This is a genomic window from Arthrobacter sp. P1_B9, from assembly GCF_056406495.1.
On the sequence record NZ_JBFUAA010000003.1, the window covers coordinates 291,442 to 311,099 of the forward strand.

16 protein-coding genes are annotated in these 19,658 nt (G+C 67.9%); 8 read left to right on the plus strand and 8 right to left on the minus strand.

All coding sequences use genetic code 11. The annotated features are described in order from the left end of the window. Nucleotides 1–7 precede the first annotated feature (7 nt). Nucleotides 8–436 (plus strand): universal stress protein, encoded by a 429-nt coding sequence (locus AC1D1A_RS06280; RefSeq protein ID WP_223914942.1) that lies wholly within the window; start codon nucleotides 8–10, stop codon nucleotides 434–436. 4 nt (nucleotides 437–440) lie between these two features. On the opposite strand, the gene AC1D1A_RS06285 is transcribed toward AC1D1A_RS06280, so the two are convergent. Beyond that, the gene (locus AC1D1A_RS06285; protein WP_476947352.1) at nucleotides 441–2,084 is read right to left on the minus strand and encodes an AMP-binding protein; all 1,644 of its coding nucleotides are present in this window, start codon (nucleotides 2,082–2,084) and stop codon (nucleotides 441–443) included. A gap of 256 nt (nucleotides 2,085–2,340) precedes the next feature. On the opposite strand from AC1D1A_RS06285, the gene AC1D1A_RS06290 reads away from it, so the two are divergent. Beyond that, the gene (locus tag AC1D1A_RS06290; RefSeq protein ID WP_476851437.1) at nucleotides 2,341–2,679 is read left to right on the plus strand and encodes a hypothetical protein; all 339 of its coding nucleotides are present in this window, start codon (nucleotides 2,341–2,343) and stop codon (nucleotides 2,677–2,679) included. A 116-nt stretch (nucleotides 2,680–2,795) separates the two neighbouring features. Here the strand turns inward: AC1D1A_RS06290 and AC1D1A_RS06295 are convergent, their stop codons facing one another. The 4 genes from AC1D1A_RS06295 to AC1D1A_RS06310 form a co-directional block, all read right to left on the minus strand. Continuing rightward, a complete protein-coding gene (locus AC1D1A_RS06295) occupies nucleotides 2,796–4,337 on the minus strand; it encodes a dihydrolipoamide acetyltransferase family protein (RefSeq protein WP_476857697.1) in 1,542 nt (513 codons plus the stop codon). A 9-nt stretch (nucleotides 4,338–4,346) separates the two neighbouring features. Next, a complete protein-coding gene (locus AC1D1A_RS06300; RefSeq protein ID WP_090582226.1) occupies nucleotides 4,347–5,327 on the minus strand; it encodes an alpha-ketoacid dehydrogenase subunit beta in 981 nt (326 codons plus the stop codon). After that, complete coding sequence (pdhA, locus tag AC1D1A_RS06305) at nucleotides 5,327–6,592, minus strand: pyruvate dehydrogenase (acetyl-transferring) E1 component subunit alpha (protein ID WP_476857696.1); 1,266 nt, start codon at nucleotides 6,590–6,592, stop codon at nucleotides 5,327–5,329. Before pdhA ends, AC1D1A_RS06300 begins: the two co-directional genes overlap by 1 nt. Before the next feature lie 147 nt (nucleotides 6,593–6,739). After that, entirely contained in the window at nucleotides 6,740–7,858 is a 1,119-nt protein-coding gene (locus tag AC1D1A_RS06310) for a histidinol-phosphate transaminase (protein ID WP_476947353.1), read from the minus strand. A 128-nt stretch (nucleotides 7,859–7,986) separates the two neighbouring features. Between AC1D1A_RS06310 and AC1D1A_RS06315 the strand changes: the two genes are divergently transcribed. Continuing rightward, nucleotides 7,987–8,373 (plus strand): phage holin family protein, encoded by a 387-nt coding sequence (locus tag AC1D1A_RS06315; RefSeq protein WP_028277592.1) that lies wholly within the window; start codon nucleotides 7,987–7,989, stop codon nucleotides 8,371–8,373. On the opposite strand, the gene AC1D1A_RS06320 is transcribed toward AC1D1A_RS06315, so the two are convergent. Together AC1D1A_RS06320 and AC1D1A_RS06325 are read right to left on the minus strand one after the other, a co-directional pair. Next, nucleotides 8,324–9,778, minus strand: coding sequence for a hypothetical protein (locus AC1D1A_RS06320; RefSeq protein WP_476947354.1), 1,455 nt, complete (start codon nucleotides 9,776–9,778; stop codon nucleotides 8,324–8,326). The genes AC1D1A_RS06315 and AC1D1A_RS06320 overlap by 50 nt on opposite strands. Continuing rightward, the gene (locus tag AC1D1A_RS06325) at nucleotides 9,778–10,107 is read right to left on the minus strand and encodes a hypothetical protein (protein WP_476947355.1); all 330 of its coding nucleotides are present in this window, start codon (nucleotides 10,105–10,107) and stop codon (nucleotides 9,778–9,780) included. The genes AC1D1A_RS06320 and AC1D1A_RS06325 overlap by 1 nt, the downstream gene beginning before the upstream one ends. A gap of 257 nt (nucleotides 10,108–10,364) precedes the next feature. Here AC1D1A_RS06325 and purB point away from each other — a divergent pair, with 257 nt between their 5' ends. The 5 genes from purB (at nucleotide 10,365) to AC1D1A_RS06350 (ending at nucleotide 18,657) form a co-directional block, all read left to right on the plus strand. Next, entirely contained in the window at nucleotides 10,365–11,807 is a 1,443-nt protein-coding gene (gene purB / locus AC1D1A_RS06330) for an adenylosuccinate lyase (RefSeq protein WP_476851431.1), read from the plus strand. After that, a complete protein-coding gene (locus tag AC1D1A_RS06335; RefSeq protein ID WP_243178082.1) occupies nucleotides 11,804–12,475 on the plus strand; it encodes a histidine phosphatase family protein in 672 nt (223 codons plus the stop codon). Before purB ends, AC1D1A_RS06335 begins: the two co-directional genes overlap by 4 nt. A 156-nt stretch (nucleotides 12,476–12,631) precedes the next feature. Continuing rightward, on the plus strand, nucleotides 12,632–17,488 hold the full coding sequence (locus AC1D1A_RS06340) for an NAD-glutamate dehydrogenase (protein WP_476947356.1): 4,857 nt from the start codon (nucleotides 12,632–12,634) through the stop codon (nucleotides 17,486–17,488). A gap of 160 nt (nucleotides 17,489–17,648) precedes the next feature. After that, entirely contained in the window at nucleotides 17,649–18,152 is a 504-nt protein-coding gene (locus tag AC1D1A_RS06345; RefSeq protein WP_043436378.1) for a GNAT family N-acetyltransferase, read from the plus strand. 70 nt (nucleotides 18,153–18,222) lie between these two features. Further along, the gene (locus tag AC1D1A_RS06350) at nucleotides 18,223–18,657 is read left to right on the plus strand and encodes an acyl-CoA thioesterase (RefSeq protein ID WP_079555099.1); all 435 of its coding nucleotides are present in this window, start codon (nucleotides 18,223–18,225) and stop codon (nucleotides 18,655–18,657) included. On the opposite strand, the gene AC1D1A_RS06355 is transcribed toward AC1D1A_RS06350, so the two are convergent. Next, nucleotides 18,596–19,648 (minus strand): FAD-dependent monooxygenase, encoded by a 1,053-nt coding sequence (locus AC1D1A_RS06355; protein WP_230008144.1) that lies wholly within the window; start codon nucleotides 19,646–19,648, stop codon nucleotides 18,596–18,598. The genes AC1D1A_RS06350 and AC1D1A_RS06355 overlap by 62 nt on opposite strands. Between the last annotated feature and the right edge of the window lie 10 nt (nucleotides 19,649–19,658).

Below are 19,658 nucleotides of genomic sequence, written 5' to 3' on the forward strand. Positions count from 1 at the left end.
GCGGTCCATGACCGGAATAATCGTTGTCGGCGTCGACGGCAGTGAAACTGCCCTGCGGGCGGCGCACACCGCGCGCGACCTCGCAGTTTCCGTGGGGGCGACACTTCATGTGGTCAGCGCCTTTGACAGCGACAAGACACAGGTCTTCGGCAGCGGCAGTGACCAGTGGATCGTTTCCGACGCCGGCAACGCGGAAACGGTTGCGCGCTCGGTCGCGGAAGGCCTGCGCCGCCCGGACATCACCGTCACGTACGCCGCCGCGCGGGGCAAGCCGGCCGAGGCCCTGATCCGGGAAGCCGAACGGACCAGTGCCTTGATGATCGTGGTCGGCAACCGGCGCATGAGCGGAATCGGCCGGGTCTTGGGGAGCGTTGCGAACAGCGTGGCCCACAACGCCCCCTGTGACGTCTACATCGCCAAGACCGACGCCGACTGAGGCGCTACTGCTTCTTCGGTGCCGCTGCCGGCACGGCGGCTTGGCCGGTGTCTGAGCCTGCAGACCCAAGCATCCGCCGCAGGATCTTTCCTGAGGCGGATTTCGGCACGGCGTCGATGAACTCAACCTGTCGGATTTTCTTGAACGGCGCCACCCGGGCCGCCACGAAGTCCATGACGCCCGCCAGGTCCAAGGCATCGCCGTACGCGCCCGGCTGGCGGACCACGAACGCCTTGGGCACTTCCTGGCCGTCGGCGTCGAGGGAGCCGACCACCGCGGAGTCGGCGATGCCGGGGTGGGTGAGGAGCAGCGCCTCCAGTTCCGCCGGGGCGATCTGGTAGCCGTTGTACTTGATCAGTTCCTTGAGCCGGTCCACGACCGTCACCACCCCGTCCGCCCGCACCGTGGCGATGTCCCCGGTGCGCAGGAAGCCGTCCGCGTCCAGGGTGTCCGCGGTTTCCTGCGGCCGGTTGAGGTAGCCGAGCATCACATTCGGCCCGCGGCACAACAGGTGCCCCGGCGCACTGGTCCCTTCCGCGGGAACCGGGATCTCCTCCCCCGTGGCCGGGTCCACGAGGCGGCACTGCATGTTCGGCACCGTATACCCCACGGAACTGACGGGGACTCTGAGCCCATCGCGGCCTCCGCGCGGAATGAGGTGCGATACCGGGCTCATCTCGGTCATGCCGTAGCCCTGCAGGACCTGGCAGCCGAGGCGTTCGGCCAGACGCTTGCCAAGTTCGCCGTCCAGCGGTGCCGCGCCGGAAAGGGTGGTGTGCACCGAGCCGAGGTCGTACTCGGCAACGAGCGGGTGCTTGGACAGCGCCACGGCCACGGGAGGTGCGATGAACAGGTAGCTGCACCGGTGGTCCTGGATGATCCGCAGGAACTCGGGCAGGTCGAACCGGGGCATGGTCACAAGCCTGGCCCGCTGGCGCAGCGCGAGGTTCAGCAGCACGGTCAGCCCGTAGATGTGGAAAAACGGGAGCAGCGCCAGGACCCGGTCTTCGGGGCCGACGTCGAGCAGACCCCTGGCCTGTTCCACGTTGGCGACGAGGTTGCGGTGGCTGAGCATGACCCCCTTCGGCCGGCCGGTGGTGCCGGAGGAGTAGGGCAGCACGGCCACATGCGTGGCGGGATCGAACGAGACGCGGGGGGCCGGTGCGCCCATGGCGAGCAAGTCGGCCAGCGAGGGGTGGCCGTCGGCGCCGTCGAGCACCACGAGCCGTGAGGCAGGGATCCCGGTCCTTTCGGCGGCCTCCCGGGCGGCCGGCAGCAGCGCCGATACGGTGAAGAGCCAGTCCGCGCCGGCGTCGGTGAGCTGGGTGGCGATCTCGTCGGCCGTGTACAGGGCGTTGATCGTGGTGACCGTTGCGCCTGCCCGGAGCAGGCCGTGGAAGACGGCCGCAAAGGCGGGGACGTTGGGACACAGGATGGCGGCCACGCCGTGCACGCCCAGGCCCTGGGCGGCGACGGCACCGGCGAGGGCGTCGATCTGCCCGCGCAGCGCCCGGTAGGTGGTCTCCGCACCGCTGGCGCCATCGACGACGGCGACCCGGTCCAGGTCCTCCTCTGCCAGAGCGCCGAAGAGATAGTCGTAAATGCCGAGGTTGGGAACATCGACGTCGGGGTACGGGCTTGAAAACACGCAACATCTCCTTTGATCCGCTTCCGCCCGGGCTGTCGGCGGCTGGTGCCACTCTAGTGCCGGGCGTAGCCGCGGGACAGGAGGGCGCGGACTTGGCTGTGTCCGGTCGTGGCCGTGTCCGGACTTGATGAGGATCACCCTCTGTCGTGGGCAGCCTCACCGCCCACCGGGCCGCCCGGCGCGGACGGGCTCAGTAAAATGGGAGGTGCCCTGCGATGGTGCGGACGTCCGAGAACCCACCTACCAAGGGAGCCCCATGATCACTCTTCAGCGCCGCCAGCTGGTTGGCCACGACATCCTGCTGGCCCGGCACGGCAACCACATCAGCGCCATGCGCGTGGACCGCGGTGCCGGTCGCGTTGTCGCGTTCCTGGACGACGGATCGACGGACAGCGCACCCAACCTGATTGCCCCGGGACTGCGCATGCCCGACACCTTGCGCAGCGTGTTCCGGGAGGACTGGAAGTTCCTGACGGGAATCAGCGCGTGCTGCGCGGGGCTCGCGGGCCTGATGTTTGCCGCCTCGGCCGCCCTCGCCGGCATGAGCGGCGATCCCGCGCTGGTCCAGATCCTGACCGCATACTCGGGAAACTGAGCGGCCCGGGCCAGGCTGGCCACTGAGAAACCCCAACACTGAGAAACCCCGCCGCTGAAAGGTTCAGCGGCGGGGTTCTGCGGTTTCGCGGCCGGTTTCGTGGCCGGTTTCGCCGGCTAGTCCAGCAGCAGGGCCGGCTCTTCCAGGATGGCGGCGACGTCGGCCATGAAGCGGGCCGAAAGGTCGCCGTCCACCACGCGGTGGTCGAAGGAGCCGCCGAGGGTGGTGATCCAGCGCGGAATGACTTCGCCGTCCAGGACCCAAGGCTTTTGCTTGATGGTGCCGAACGCCACGATGGCGACCTCGCCCGGGTTGATGATCGGTGTTCCGGTGTCGATCCCGAGGGCGCCGATGTTGGTCACGGTGAGCGTGCCGCCGCGCATCTGGGCAGGCTGGGTCTTGCCGGCCCGCGCCGTCGTGGCGAGCTCGTTCAGGGCCAGGGCCAGTTGCTTGAGCGAGAGGTCCTGGGCGTTCTTGATGTTCGGCACCATCAGCCCGCGGGGCGTGGCGGCCGCGATGCCCAGGTTCATGAAGTGCTTGACGTGGATCTCCGCGGAATCGCTGCCGTCCGGGTTGTCCACCCACGTTGCGTTGACACTCGGGTTTCGCGCCGCGGCCCAAATGACCGCCTTGGCCAGGATCAGCAGCGGGGAGACCTTGATGCCTTCGAAGTCGCGGGAGGCCTTGAGGCGTTTGACGAATTCCATGGTGCGGCTGGCATCGACGTCGACAAAGATGCTGACGTGCGGCGCGGCAAACGCGGATTCGACCATGGCCTTCGCGGTGGCTTTGCGGACTCCCTTGACCGGGATCCGCTCGATCCGCTGGTCCTGCGGGCGGCCGGACTTGCCCCAGAACGAGTCCGCCTTGTCCACCTCGGCGTCCCGCTGGGCCTGGTAGCTCACCAGGTCCTCGCGGGTCACTTCACCGCGGGCGCCGGTAGGCACGACATCGGCCAGGTTGATCCCGAGGTCCCGGGCGATCTTGCGGACCGGCGGCTTGGCCAGCACCTTGCCGACCAGGCCGCTGATGGCACCGCCGAAGGTGGGGCGCGCCTCAACGGAGCCGGCCGGTCCCGTGGCCGCGTCGGCAGGGCGGCTGGCCGCGTCCGGGTTGATCCATATGTCGTGGGCCTCCACCCCCACCTGCTCCACCACCGGAGCGGCAGCGCCGGTGGCTGCCGCGGCGGACGGGGCGTCGTGGCCGGCTGCCGCAGGGGCGGAAATCCGCCGCCGGCGCTTGACGGCGTCGGCCTTGGGGCCGGAGCCCACGAGCGGCCCGCCGGCCGGCCGCCCGGCTGGTTCGCCGGCGTCGGAGTCATCAGCCGGAAGCGTGCCGTACATGGGCGCGGCGGCAGCCTGCTCCTGGGCTACAGGCGCCGGGGCGGGTGCCGCGGCGGCCGGCGCCGGGGCGTCGACGGCGTCGCTCACGCTGATGATCGGCGTGCCGACATCCACCGTGACTCCCTCGGGCACCAGCAGTTCCGTGACGGTCCCGGCGAACGGTGAGGGCAGTTCCACCAGGGATTTGGCCGTCTCGATCTCGCACAGGACGTCGTTGACGGCCACGGTATCGCCGGCCTTGACCTTCCAGGCGACGATTTCGGCCTCTGTCAGCCCTTCGCCGACGTCGGGAAGGTTGAACTTGTTGAGCGTCATGGGTCCTCGTCAGTACGCCAGGGCGCGGTCGAGCGCCTCAAGGATGCGGTCGATGTCCGGCAGGTAGTCTTCTTCGACCTTGGCCACGGGATAGGGCATGTGGAATCCCCCGACGCGGATGACGGGGGCCTCCAGTGAATGGAACGCCCGCTCACTGATCCGCGCGGCGATTTCGCCGCCGATGCCGCCGAATGTGGGGGCCTCGTGGGCCACGATCAGCCGGCCGGTTTTCCGGACCGAGGCCGTGACGGTGTCGAAGTCGATCGGCGAGATGGAACGGAGGTCGATCACCTCGACGCTGTGGCCGTCCTCGGCGGCGGCCTCGGCCGCTGCGAGGGCCACGGGCACCAGCGGGCCGTAGACGACGACGGTCGCGTCGGTGCCCTCGCGGAGCACATGCGCCTTGAAGGGGTCAGCGGACGCGCCCGGGGTCTCGGTGTCGACCTCGCCCTTGAGCCAGTAGCGGCGCTTGGGCTCGAAGACGATCACGGGATCCTGGCAGTCGACGGCCTGCTGGATCATCCAGTAGGCATCGTGCGGATTGGAGGGGGTGATGATGCGCAGCCCGGCTGTGTGGGCGAACAGTGCCTCCGGCGATTCGGAGTGGTGTTCAATGGAGCCGATGCCGCCGCCGTACGGGATCCGGATGACGACGGGAACGGTCAGATTGCCGTTGCTGCGCGAGTGCATCTTGGCCAGCTGGGTGGTGATCTGGTTGAACCCCGGGAACACGAAACCGTCGAACTGGATCTCGCAGACCGGCTGGTAGCCGCGCAGGGAGAGGCCGATCGCGGTGCCGATAATGCCGGATTCGGCCAGCGGGGTATCCACCACGCGGTCGGCGCCGAATTCGGCGATCAGCCCGTCGGTGACCCGGTAGACGCCGCCAAGGGCCCCGATGTCCTCGCCCATCAGCAGCGAGCGGGGGTTGTTGTTCAACGTGGCCCGCAGGCCCTCATTGATGGCTTTCGCAATGGTCATGGTGGTCATCAGCGGGCCGCCCTGTCTGTCTCGGCTGTGCGTGCCTCATCGGCGGACGCCTCATCGGCGAACCCTGCGCTGTATTCCTCGAACCAGGCCAGTTCCTCGGCCACCAGCGGGTGGGCCTCCACATAGGTGTTGGCGAAGGCGGTCCGGATGTCCGGGGTTTCGAGGTCGTGGGTGGTCTTGCGGACATAGGCGGCGAGCTCGTCGCCGTCGGCCTTGACCTGCTCGAAGAAGCTGTCATCCGCGAGGCCCTGGGCCCGGAGATACTTCTCCAGCCGCGCCAGCGGGTCCTTGGCACGCCAGAGGCCTTCTTCGGCGGATGCGCGGTATTTGGTGGGGTCATCGGCCGTGGTGTGCGCCCCGACCCGGTAGGTGAACGCCTCGATCAGTACGGGACCATGGCCCTCGCGGGCCCGCTCCAGCGCCCATTCCGTGACGGCGTGGACGGCGATCACGTCATTGCCGTCCACCCTGATGCCGGGGAAGCCGTAACCTTTGGCGCGGTTGGCGAGCGGGATGCGGGTCTGCACGGAGCTTGGCACGGAGATGGCCCAGTGGTTGTTCTGGCAGAAGAAGACCACGGGCGCCTGGTAGGAAGCGGCGAACACCATGGATTCATGGACGTCCCCTTCGGAGCTGGCGCCGTCGCCGAAATACACCATGACGGCGGCGTTCGGCTCCACGGCCTGTCCCGCCTCACCGCTGGCGACGGCGTTGGCGGCCGCCAGTTTCTGGTCCCGCTGGATGCCCATGGCGTACCCGACGGCGTGCGGGGTCTGGGCGGCCAGGACCAGCGTGTAGAGGTGGAAGTTCGTGTCCTTCGGGTTCCAGCCGCCGTTGGAGACGCCCCGGAACTGGCGCAGCAGCTCGGCCAGGTCCACGTTCCGCGTCAGGGCCACGCCGTGCTCGCGGTAGGTGGGGAAGATGTAGTCCTGCGGCTGGCTGGCCCGTCCGGAGCCGATCTGGGCGGCTTCCTGTCCGGTGAGCGGGACCCACAGGGCCAGCTGGCCCTGCCGCTGCAGGGCGGTGGCCTCCACGTCGAAGCGGCGGATCTTGGCCATATCCGCGTAGAAGCCGCGCAGGGTGCCCGGGTCCAGCTTCTCGGCGTATTTTGAGAAAACCGGGTCCGAGCCCAGGGTGCCGTCCGGGTCCAGCAACTGCACCATCGGCTCGGCCGGGGCACCCAGTTGGGCCTCGGCCTCCGCTTCGAGCTGGTCATCCATCCCGGTTCCGTCGAACTCGGTAGAGGGCAGATGTGTGGCGCCCATACCGTCTCCTTGCTTGCCGCATCCGAATGCGCCGCAATCGCTGGGATATATGCCGGACCAGGAATACATTCCAGGTCCGGCATATATTTTGGCTTACTGGTCCTTACTTTATCCGCACGGGGCGGCCTGAGCGCGCAGTGTTAAGCGCTAGGAACGCCGCGGCGGTTTTGTATAGATCGCACAGAGCTCCAGGAAACGGGTGTTGGCTTCCGTTTCGCCGATGCTGACCCGGACGCCCTCGTTGCCGAAGGCCCTTACGGACAGCGCCCGTTCCGCCGCCAGGGCGGCAAATTCCGCGCTGTTTTCGCCCAGATTGAGCCAGACAAAGTTGCCCTGGGCCTCCGGGACGAACCACCCGAGCTCACGCAGTCCCGCCGTGACCCGGTCCCGTTCGTCCACCAGGCTTTGTACCCTTTCTACAACATCGGCGAAGTGCTCGAGCGACGTCACGGCTGCCGTTTCCGCGATCTGGGACACGGCGAAGGGGGTGGCACTGACGCGCAGGTGCTGCGTCAGTTCGGGCCTGGAGACGCTGTAGCCCACGCGGAGTCCGGCGAGGCCGTGCGCTTTTGAGAAGGTCCGCAGGACGACGACGTTGGGGTACTTGCGGTACATGGCGATGCCGTCCACGGCGTCGCCGGCGCGCACGAATTCCTGGTAGGCCTCGTCAATGACCACCACGACGTCGGCCGGAACGGCATGGATGAAGCGCTCCGTTTCCTCGGCCGTCAGGATGGGTCCGGTGGGGTTGTTGGGCGTGCACAGCAGGATCATCCGGGTCCGCGCAGTCACTGCGGCGGCCATGGCGTCCAGGTCATGCCGCCCGTCGGATGTCAGCGGGATCCGGACGCTCTCGGCGCCGGCCAGTCCTACGCAGATCGGGTAGGCCTCGAACGAGCGCCAGGCGTAGATGACCTCGTCGGCCTTGCCGTCGTCGTTCTGGCCGGCGAAGGTGCTCAGCAGCTGGTTCAGGGCGCCCAGGCTGCCGGCGCCCGTGACGATGTCCTCGACGGGAACATCCAGGAAGCGGGCGAGCGCTTCACGCAGCCTGCTGCTGAGCGGATCGGGGTAGCGGTTGAAATCGGTCTGCGCCGCGATGGCCTGCTGCACTGCAGGGATCGGGGGCAACGGGTTCTCGTTGGAGGACAACTTGTAGCTGGTCAGGCCTTCCACGGGGACGGGGGGTTTTCCGGCCGCGTAGCGGGGGAGGAGGTCTACCACCGGACGGGGCCTGATGCCCCCGGCCGGATTCTCTGATGAAGTCATGCCAACTAGCCTACTTCGGGTCGCTGCCGCAGTTGCGGGAGCCGATTGCTGTCCGTAGGGGATAGCCGTTGCTGACATGGGGAATATGGTCCCTGCCGTCGCCGCCGGGCGTATGACAGCATGGGGCCATGCGCTCAATCATCGTACGAGTCATCATCAACGGACTGGCCCTTGCAATCGCCTGCTGGATCCTCACCGGGCTGGATATTTCCACCCAGAGTGACGGCACCATCAGCATCATCTTGGGCTACCTGTTCATCGGCTTGATCTTCGGTCTGGTCAATGCCTTCGTCAAGCCCATTGTCAGCCTCCTCTCGCTGCCGATCACTATCCTCACCCTGGGCCTGTTCACCGTGGTCATCAACGCCGCGATGCTCTACTTGACCTCCTGGATCAGCAGCTACACCACTGTGCACTTCACCATCGACTCGTTCTTCTGGACCGCCGTGTTCGCCGCCATCATCATCAGTCTGGTGTCCCTCGTGGCGAGCTTCCTTCCTGCCCTCGATCGTTAGAAGCGCCCGTGCCGCGCGGCGTGCCCGAAGTGGTTGCGGGCGTTGCCCGCGGTTCCGGCCGGGCCTCGCGCCGGAGCGAGAACCTGGTCACCGACGCCGCCCCGCCGGTCCCCACCACTGCGGCCAGTGCCGCGGTGGAGTCCTGCAGGGTGTTGTCCCGGCTCGCGGAGACGAGCGCGGCCCCGTCAGCGTAATTCTCCAACCGGTGCCCGGGGCCCAGGCCGAAATCCTGTGGCGGCGGCACCGCCAGCGGGTTGGTGAGGGTCACGGTCACCCGGTCCCTGGTGTCCGGGTTCGCCAGTCCGTCCGCCCCCGGCACCCAGTCCTGCTCATGTTCGAGGTGCAGGCTGCGGATCCCCGGCGCGGGGCTGATCCCGCCCACCGGCGAGCCCGCGGTCAGCACGAACTTGAGGTCGTACTCGGCCAGGACAGCACGGTCCTTGCTGAGATTCATCGCGTGGATCCCGCCCTGGCTGTAGCCGACGGCCACGAGCTGATCGCCGGCCTCGGCCCCGGCCTGCCGCAACGCCTCCCTGATGGCCTGCGCCGTCGACGCCGAGTCATAGCCCAGGGCCTCGGCGATTCCGGCGGGGTCAAAGGGGTTGGTTCCTTCCGGCAGGGCGCCCTGCTGGGTTCCGGGGATGATCACCACCCACGCGGGCCGGGAACCGCCGTCGACCTCGATAACCTCGATCCGGCCGCCTTGCTCTCCCACTGCCCCGGCCCGCCGCAGCAGCCCGGCCGGTGAGAGGTCGACGTCGGCCGTAAACGTCTCCCGGCCCACGATGCTGACGGGGCGGGGCTTGAGGAACACGAGCCCCGGCGCTTCCGAGGCGTCCCGCACCAGGCGGCGGACGTCAGCGGGCCCGGCCAGGGCGCTGGCCACGGCGGCCAAAGGCCAGGGCAGGCCAAGCAGCACGGCGAGATTCCGGGGCGCCATGGCGACCCAGCCTTCAACAGTGCCGCGCACCCCGGGCAGGGCGAAGGGCTCCGGTGCTGCGCCGTACTCGGAGCCGTGCAGTCCCATCCGCAGCAGCAGGGCATTCCGGGCTTCGGCGTATTCGTATTCGCGGTGACTGGCGCGGACGTCGTCGCCGATCCGCTGAAGCTGGGACCGGACGCGTCCGACCTCCCGGCCGGCCTCCCCCACAGCGATGATGGCGTTGCGGCCGCTGGTGTAGGAGTCGGACTGGTAGGGAAAGAGTGCCCGCCGGACGGTGTCGGCCTCCGCCTCAACCGATTGCAGCTGCCGCACCAGCCCGTCCAGTGCCGCGGCACCCGCCAGCAGCTCCTCAAACTGGAAGCTCACCCCGCCGATTCCGCCCCGGATGAGCAGGCTGCCGTCGCGCGGCGGCGCGGAAACCCCGGGGCCGCCGCCGGAGCCCGCCGGACTCGACTCGGCCATCAGGGTCCCATCCGGTCCGTGGGCTGCGCCACGTTCCGGGCATGCCGGAGCACCACGGCACCAGCATCGAGCAGCGCGTCCCGGCTTCGGTGCAGCGCCGCCGCGTGCAGGGACAAGGCCACACGGTAGGCGCGGCCGGCCGGTGACTGCCACGACTGCAGCTCAAGGCGGGCGAGGGCGGCGAGCACCGCATCAGCCTCATCGGCGCACCGCGCAACGCGCGCAGCAAACTGCTGGACTTCATAACTGCGCGAAGCGCACTCAAGGGCGTCGGCGGCCGTCACGCCAAGAACCGCCATGTCCTGCACCGCCATGTCCTGCACCGCCATACTGCCCGCCGGTCCCGGTGCTATCCCGTTGACCGGCCTCATCCCGGCCTCACCCCGGCCTCATCCCAGTGACCTGCCTCATCCAGCTGCCCATGAACCGACGCTAGCGGGGCGGCCTGTGCCCGCTGAAGAGAGCCGCCCGGCTATGTGGACAACGTCCCGGACCGCCATGCGCTGCAAGCCGGCAATGTCATCCGGCAATGTCATAAGGACGGGGGCGCTTAAGGCCCGGCGGCACTTCGTGAAAGAATCGCCATATGCCTGAAACTGCCGCCACAGCTGATACCCGCACGCCGTCCGGACGCCTGGCCCTCGCCGCGTCCGACCACCAGATCGCGCTCGGCCCGCTGGATGGCCGCTACCAGTCCGCCGTCGCGCCGCTGGTCGACTACCTTTCCGAGGCTGCCCTGAACCGCGACCGCGTGGCTGTGGAGGTCGAGTGGCTGATCCACCTGACCGGCAACAGCGTCCTGCCCGGGGCCGGACCGCTCACGGCGGAACAACAGGAGCAACTGCGTGCGATCGTCACGGAGTTCGACGCCGCCTCCGTCACCGAACTCGCCGAGATCGAGGCCGTTACGGTCCACGATGTCAAGGCCGTGGAGTACTACATCGGCCGCCGCCTGCCCGGCATCGGAATCGATCACCTGACCGCCATGGTGCACTTCGGCTGCACCTCGGAAGACATCAACAACCTCTCCTACGCCCTGGGCATCAAGGGGGCCGTGGAGGACGTGTGGCTGCCTGCGGCCCGCGCCCTCGTCGGCCAGATCAGCGCCATGGCCGGGGACAACCGCGCCGTGCCGATGCTCTCCCGCACCCACGGCCAGCCCGCCACGCCCACCACGCTGGGCAAGGAACTGGCAGTCATCGCGCACCGGCTCAACCGGCAGCTGGACCGGATCGCCCGCACCGAATACCTCGGCAAGATCAACGGCGCCACCGGCACCTACGCCGCCCACGTCGCGTCCGTCCCGGGCGCCGACTGGGAGCACGTCGCCAAGGGCTTCGTCGAAGGCCTCGGCCTGACCTGGAACCCGCTGACCACGCAGATCGAAAGCCATGACTGGCAGGCCGAACTCTATGCCGACGTCGCGCGTTTCAACCGCATCCTGCACAACGTCTGCACGGACATCTGGAGCTACATCTCGATCGGGTACTTTGTGCAGATCCCGGTGGCAGGCGCCACGGGCTCCTCAACCATGCCGCACAAGGTGAACCCGATTCGTTTCGAAAACGCCGAGGCCAACCTCGAGATCTCCTCCGGCCTGCTGGACGTCCTCGGCTCCACCCTGGTCACCTCCCGCTGGCAGCGCGATCTCACCGACTCCTCCTCGCAGCGCAACATCGGTGTGGCGTTCGGCCACTCGCTGCTCGCCATCTCGAACGTTGCCAAGGGCCTGGACCGGCTCAAGGTTGCCGAGGACGTGCTGGCCGCGGACCTTGACACCAACTGGGAAGTCCTCGGCGAGGCCATCCAGATGGTCATGCGCGCCGAGGCCATCGCCGGCGTCGACGGCATGGAAAACCCGTACGAGCGGCTCAAGGACCTGACCCGCGGACAGCGTGTGGATGCCGCCCGGATGCAGGAATTCGTCCAGAGCCTCGGCTTGTCCGCCGACGCTGAAGCCCGCCTGCTGGCGCTGACCCCGGGCAAGTACACGGGCATCGCGGACCAGCTGGTGGACCACCTCAAATGAGGCTTCTGCTCATCCGGCACGGCCAGACGCCCGGTAATGTGCTGGGCCAGCTGGACACGGCGCACCCGGGGCCCGGGCTGACCGAACTCGGCGAGCGTCAGGCCGAGACGTTGTCCCGCGCCTTGGCGAACGAGCGGATCCTGGCCCTGTACGCCTCCACCCTGGTTCGGACGCAGATCACAGCGGCACCGCTCGCCCGGGTGCACGGGCTGGAAACCGAGGTGCTGGAGGGCCTTCACGAGATCGAGGCCGGGTCGCTGGAAAAGCGCACGGACCACGAATCGCACAAGCGGTACATCGGCACCATTTTTTCGTGGGCGGACGGCGAGCTGGACCGCCGGATGCCTGCCGGTCCCAGCGGCCGGGACTTCTTTGAGCGCTACGACGCCGCGATCGCCAAAATAGCGGCGCGGACAAACGGGGCGGGGGGCTCAGGATCCGTGGCCGTGGTCAGCCACGGCGCAGCCATCCGGGTGTGGGCCGGCCTGCGTGCGGACAACATCGAACCGGACTTTGCCATCAGGCACGTGCTGGACAACACCGGAATCGTGGCGCTGGAAGGCGATCCCGCCAACGGCTGGGAACTCATCCACTGGGACGACAGTCCCGTGGGCGGACTGGCACTGGCGGATCCGACGGCGGAGGATCCCACCGGCCGTCCGGCGTAGCGGGCCCGTCCGTCCCCGGCGGGCGTACCGGCCGTCCCGGCGGGGCGTACCGGGTCTGGACTGCTCACGGGAACGCGGCGATGATGAAAACAGGCGTGGGGACAGGATGGTCGGCCGCGGCATGCGGTTGAGCCCGCGCAGTGGAGGCGCAGGGGCATGTCACGCAAATCGGTACACCGGTGGCATGCGCCCGGCCGCGTTTTCCCTGGCTTCGATGAACAGTTCCTCGCGGCGTACTACGAGCACGCTGCGCCGGAGGACCTCCAAGGCTACAGTCCCGAAAACCTGGAGCAGCGCTCCAGGCACCATGCGGAACTAGCGGACGGCCGTCCGGCGGGCACGGCGGCCGTCGACATCCTGAACGAAAGCGACGCCAGCGTCCTGCTGGTGGTTGCCGACGCCATCCCGCACCTGATCCATTCGCTTACTGCGGAGCTGGCCCGCCAAAACGAGTCCATCCGGTTACTGGTGCATCCCAATTTTCTGGTGCGGCGGGATCCGCGGACTGATCGGTTGGTGGAGGTACGGCATGGGTCCTCGCAGTCCGGACCGACGGGCCCAATTGCTGGCGTCCCGGGCGCCGCGGCGACCGGCACCGTTCAGGACCCGCCGGGGTGGAGATCCGAAACGTGGGTGGCGGCAGAGATAGGCCGCCTGCCGGGGTCACGGGCCATCGCGGAGCTCACCGCCAACGTGCGGCGTGTCCTGGCGGACGTCCAGTTGGTCGCTGATGACACCCCAGCCATCCACGCCCGTCTCGCCCGCACCATCAACTCCCTGGACCTGCTGCCCGCCGGCACGGTTCCGACTCCGGAGCAGCTCGGTGAGCTCCTGGGCTGGCTGGACCGCGGCAACTTCATGTTTCTGGGATACAGCGAATATGAATACTCGACGGCGGAGGGCCCGGATGTTGTGTCGTTGCTGCCCGGCGCGGGGCTGGGCCTGCTCAGGGACGGGCGGCCGGAGGCCCGCCAGCCTGTTACGGGGCTGCCTCATTCGCAGGTCCTCACCATCTCCATTTCGGATCTGAGATCATCCGTCCCCCGTCCGGCTTACTTGGATGAAATCCTCGTCCGGACCTTCGGCAGCGCCGGGAAGGCCACGGGAGAAGTCAGGTTTGTGGGCCTTTTCGCCCCGGGTGCCACGGGCCGGTCCGTGCGGCGCATCCCGGTCATCCGGGACAAGGTACGCGCCATCCAGGAGCGTTTCGGCTTCACCGAGGCCTCCCACCCTGGCAAGCAGCTCCTCACCGTCCTCGAGTCCTTCCCCCTGGACGAGCTGTTCCACCGGGACCTGGATGAACTTTCCGGGCTTGCCCGAGAGATTCTGCGCCTGCAGGCCCACCACCAGACACGGGTGTTCCTGCGCGCTGACAGCTACGGGCGCTTCATGACCGCGCTGGTGTTCCTCCCCCGGCCCAGGTACAGCACGGCCGTCCGCCTCCGGATTGAACACGAGCTTAAACAGGCTTTCGGGTCCTCCTCGCTCGAGTTCGAAGTCAGGCTTAGTGAATCCCCGATGGCCCGCGTGTTCTTCCGGATACTGTTGCCCGCCGGCGGGATGCCCGACGTCGATCCCGCTGAAGTGGAGCGGAGCATTGTCAGCGCAACGCGGACCTGGGCCCAGGGCCTGGACGAAGCGCTCCGTGACAGGTTGCCGTCGGCGGAGGCCAGCCGGTTGTCGGCGCTGTGGTCCGCCGCCTTCCCGGCCAGCTACCGGGCTGATTTCGAGGTCGAGGACGCGGTCGAGGACATCAATACGTTTGAGCGGTTCGATCTCGACGGCACGGGCGGGCGACCGCTGAACGATCCTCAGCTGGCCGTTTATGTCCGCACCGATGCCTCCCCGACGCTGGCCGAAGACGCACGGATCCGGCTTTACCTGACCACCGCCCACAGCCTGACGCGGATCCTGCCGTTCTTCCACAACCTCGGACTGGAGGTGCTGAACCAACGGCCCTTCGATGTGGTGCGCGGGAGGGACCGGGCCTTGTTCCTCTATGACCTTGGCGTCCGCTACCCGGCCGGCGTGGATCCGTCCCGCACCAGCGGGCTGCTGGGGGATGCCTTCGGAGCTGCCATGCGTGGGGACTCAGAATCGGACCGCTTTGACGGCCTCGTCCTCCGGGAGGGCATCGAGTGGCGCCAGGCGGCAATCCTGCGCAGCTATGCCAAGTACCTGCAGCAATTGGGCACAACGACCTCCTACGGCTTCATGGCCGATACCCTGCTGGTCAATGTCCGGGCAACCCACGCGCTCCTGGCATTGTTCAGGGCCAAGTTCGATCCCGAGCTGGAGGCGGCACGCCGGTTCGGGGACACCGACGCGGCTCGGAGGGATCTGCTGGCCGCGATCGACGACATTCCCGTCCTCGACGCCGACCGGCTGCTGCGCACCTTCATGAACCTGGTGGAATCCACGCTCCGTACTAACTACTTCCAAGCGAAGCCCCACCTGAGTTTCAAACTGAACCCTTCCGCGATCGCGGGTGCCCCGCTTCCCCGTCCCAAATACGAAATCTGGGTGTACTCGCCCCGCGTGGAAGGCGTCCACCTGCGCTTCGGGGCACTGGCCCGGGGCGGGCTGCGCTGGTCCGACCGGAGCGAGGATTTCCGCACCGAGGTCCTTGGCCTGGTCAAGGCGCAGAACGTGAAGAACTCGGTGATAGTGCCAACCGGCGCCAAGGGCGGTTTCTATCCCAAACAGTTGCCGGACCCGGCCATGGACCGCGACGCCTGGCTGACGGAGGGCCTGGAATGCTACCGGACCTTCGTCCGCGGGCTGCTGGACATCACCGACAACCTGGTCACCACCGCCCACGGCGAAACAGTGGTGCCTCCGGCGCGAGTGGTGCGGCACGACGTCGACGACTATTACCTCGTGGTGGCGGCGGACAAGGGAACAGCGTCATTTTCCGACGCTGCGAACGCGGTGGCAGCGGAGTACGGCTTCTGGCTGGGCGATGCCTTCGCGTCCGGCGGGACCGTGGGCTATGACCATAAGCAGATGGGCATCACGGCCCGCGGGGCCTGGGAATCGGTGAAACAGCATTTCCGCGAACTCGGGATGGACTGCCAGGCAGAGGACTTCACAGTTGCCGGCATCGGCGATATGGGCGGCGACGTCTTTGGGAACGGGATGCTCCTCTCCCGCCACATCCGGCTGGTGGCGGCTTTCGATCACCGCCACATCTTTCTTGACCCGGCGCCGGATGCGGGGGCCTCGTTCGAGGAACGGCGGCGGCTCTTTGCCCTCCCCCGCTCATCTTGGGCGGACTACGATCCAGCACTGATCAGCGGGGGCGGTGGTGTCCATTCCCGCCGGGCCAAGTCCATCGGCATCACTGAACAGGTCAGGAGCTCTCTGGGCCTGGAACCGGGCACCGTGTCCCTGCCGCCACACGCTCTGCTTCAGGCCATCCTCCGGGCGCCCGTGGACCTGCTGTACAACGGCGGCATCGGAACTTACATCAAGGCCTCATCAGAGGCCAACACCGGGGTTGGCGACAAGGCGAACGACCCCGTCAGGGTCAACGGCAATGAGGTGCGGGCGAAGATCATCGCCGAGGGCGGGAACCTCGGAATCACGCAGCTCGGACGGATCGAGGCCGCCCTGGCAGGCGTCCTGCTCAATACCGACGCCATCGATAATTCAGCCGGCGTGGACTGCTCGGATCATGAAGTAAACATCAAGATCTTCGTGGACCGGATGATCGCGGCGGGAAAGATGCCGTCGCCGGAACGCGCCGGCTTCCTGCATTCCCTCACGGACGAGGTGGCCCGCCTTGTGCTGGCCAACAACGCGGACCAGAATGTCCTGCTCTTCAACGACCGGCACCTGGTGCGGGAATGGAGCCCGGGCTTCGAACGGACCATGGACTGGCTCGAGAACGCCACGGACCTTGACCGCAAGCTCGAGGGCCTGCCAAGCAACGAACAACTCAGGGAACGGCTGCGGTCAGGTGAGGGCCTGACCGCGCCGGAACTGTCGGTGCTGGCCGCCTACGCAAAGATCGAACTGGCAGCGGAGCTCAACGCCAGCGACCTTGCCGATGACCCGTGGTTCCGGCGCGTGCTCCGCGGCTATTTTCCACGCCAGCTGTCCGAACGCTTTGAAGCAGAGCTGGCGGACCACCCGCTGCGCCGCCAGATCGTGTGCACAGTGGTGGCCAACGACATGATCAATCTCGGCGGAATCACCTTCGCCTTCCGTGCCGTCGAGGAAACCACTGCCACCGCCGCCGCCGTTGCCAGGGCCTTTGTGGTGGCGCGCGAGGCCTACGACCTGCCGTGGATCGTCACCCGGCTGGCCGCACTCCCCGCCGGATATCCCACCGAACACGTCGCCGAGGCGACGCTGCACATGCGCCGGATCCTCGACCGGGCCACGCGATGGTACGTGACGCATGACCATCGCGACCAGCCCGTGGCCGCGGCCTTGGACAGGATCATGCCCACCCTGGAACTGCTGCGGACCCGAACATTGGACTACCTCCGCGGCTCCGACCTGGACCGCGTGGAAGACAGACTCGCGCACTGGGCCGCCTTGGGGATGCCCCGGGAGCTGGGCCTGCGCGCCTCGGACCTGTTGGAGAGTTTCGGGTTGCTGGACATCTCCCTGATCTCCGAACAGGTGCGCGAACCCATCCCCACTATTGCTGACCTGTACTACGCGGTGTTCCAGCGCATCGGCGCCGCGAACCTGCTGCTCAGCATCACCGACCTGCCCCGGCAGAGCCGCTGGGAGTCTCTCGCGCGGGCAGCCCTGCGCGACGATGTGTATTCCGCCGTAGCCGACATGACCGTCTCGGTAATGGCGACAACCCAGGGCCTGAATGCCACCGACGCCGGCACGTCTGATGCCGTGGAGCGCATCGTGGCCTGGGAACGCGGGCACCAGGAGCAGCTGGCACGGATCAAGGACACCTTCGCGGAAGTGACCAAACCGGGCCAAGTGGATATCGCCTCGATCTCCGTGGCGCTGAAACTCCTGCGGACACTGGTGCGCCGCTAGGCTGTGGCCGTCGCCACGGCGACCCGGAAAGTCGAGCCGGAAGCCGCAACTGCACTGCCATCCGCCCACAGTTCTCGCGACGCTTACCGGCAGGAAACACAGCCGAAACCGCTGGTGCCTAGCCTTGGACTGCATAACACTTCGGCGAATCGAGGCAGTGATGCAGACCAACCCGCGGCTCAACATCCGTCAGGTCACTTGGGCGAACCCCGTCGGAGCGGACCTGAGGGCAGCCCAACAGGCGGAACTCGAGGCCCGCTTCGGCCGGCCCGACCACGAACCCGGCCCGCCGCCGTCGGAAGCGGACACGGCGGTGTTCCTGGTGGCGCACGACAAAGCCTCAGGCCAGCCGGTGGGCTGCGGCGGCCTTCGCATGCTGGACGCCACCACCGCTGAAATCAAACGCCTCTACGTACTGCCCTACACCCGTGGCTCAGGAGTGGCGAGCTCCATCCTCGCGGCCCTCGAAGCCCACGCCCACGCGCTGGGAATCACCACCCTGACTGCGGAGGCCGGCTCGGTGCAGACCGACGGCCGGCAGTTCTACGAGAACTCGGGCTTCGTTTCCGTGCCGAACTTTGGGCCTTATGTCGGCCTGGTGCACTCGTACTGCTACGCGAAGCCGATCGATTCGCACAGCGCCGCGCACACCGCCATGGCGTGAGGCCGCGCGCCTCCCCGGGCCGCCTGCGTCACACAACGCCGCCGGTCACGGAGTCGGCTAACCTCGCACTATGGAATCGGCCGACATCACCTTCCGTACCCGCAAATGGGTGCGGCCCGAGGACCTCAACGCCAACGGCACCCTGTTCGGCGGGAGCCTGCTGAAGTGGATCGACGAGGAGGCGGCCATCTACGCCATCCTGCAGCTGGGCAACGGCCGGGCCGTCACCAAATACATCTCCGAAATCAACTTCGTCAGCTCCGCGGTCCAGGGCGATCTGATCGAAATGGGCCTGACCGCGACCCGTTTCGGCCGGACATCGCTGACCATGCGGGCCGAAGTCCGGAACATGATCACGCGCCGCAGCATCCTCACCATTGATGAGATCGTCTTCGTGAACCTGAGCCCGTCCGGCAAGCCAGAGCCGCACGGCTATACCGAGATCACCTACGACCGGGACCGGATTCCAACGCACCATCTGACCGAGACCCTGGACCAGGACTAGCCAAGCCCAGCAGCGCGTCCCGCACAGGCTGGCCCCGCTCCGCCAGGGCCAGCCGCATCACGGCCGACGACGCCCACCGCAACGCCTGCGTGCGGAGGTGGCGCGCCCGGTTGTAGGCGCCCAGCGCCTCGTCCACGGGCCGGGTATTGAGCAGCGCCGCGAGGGTCACGGCATCGACCAGCGCCTCGCAGGCACCCCGGCCAAGGTTGGGTGTCATCGCGTGGGCGGCATCCCCGAGCAGTGCCACCCGGGCGCGGACATAGCTGCCAAGCGGCGGCGTCGTCCAGATCCGCTGCACCAGGGTTGTTTCCGGTTCCGCAGCGGCCAGGACGTCGCGGATGCCCGGGGCGTAGCCTGCGTAGCGGGCGCGGGTTTCCGCCAGGACCGCGGCGACGTCGAGGCTTCCGTGTCCCGCCCCGGAGCGGAACGCCGCGTACCAGTTGGTCCCGGCCGCCGCGGGACCAATCCCGAAGAGCTGCCCGCGGCCCCAGTATTCGCCCGTGTGCCCCCGCCACAGCGATCCGGGAACCACGCCGCGGACCGCGAGGTAGCGGGTGTACCGGGCACCGGAGCGGGCACCCCAGCAGCTGCGGCGCACCGCGCTGTGGACACCGTCAGCGCCCACCACGAGGCCGGCAGGACCGGGACGGACGACGTCGAGGCGGCCGGACACCCGGCGCACGCTGGCCGGGACTGCACCGTCGAGGAGCCGGACGAGATCAACCCGGGAGACGCCGATCAGCCCCGTCGCCTGCGCTGATGTCCATGCCCTGCCGGAGGCCGCCCGGACGGTCATGCCGTCGATCACCGGGCTGGCCTCCCTGACGGCGTCCAGGATGCCCAAATCGCCGAGGGCGCGCTGGGCCGCGGGCCACATGGCCAAGGATGTCCCCACGGTCGGGAGCCCGCACCGCTGTTCTGTGACCGTGACCTCGAAACGCGCGGGATCCAGCCGGGCTGCAAGAGCCAGCCCGGCGATGCCGCCGCCGATGATGGAAACA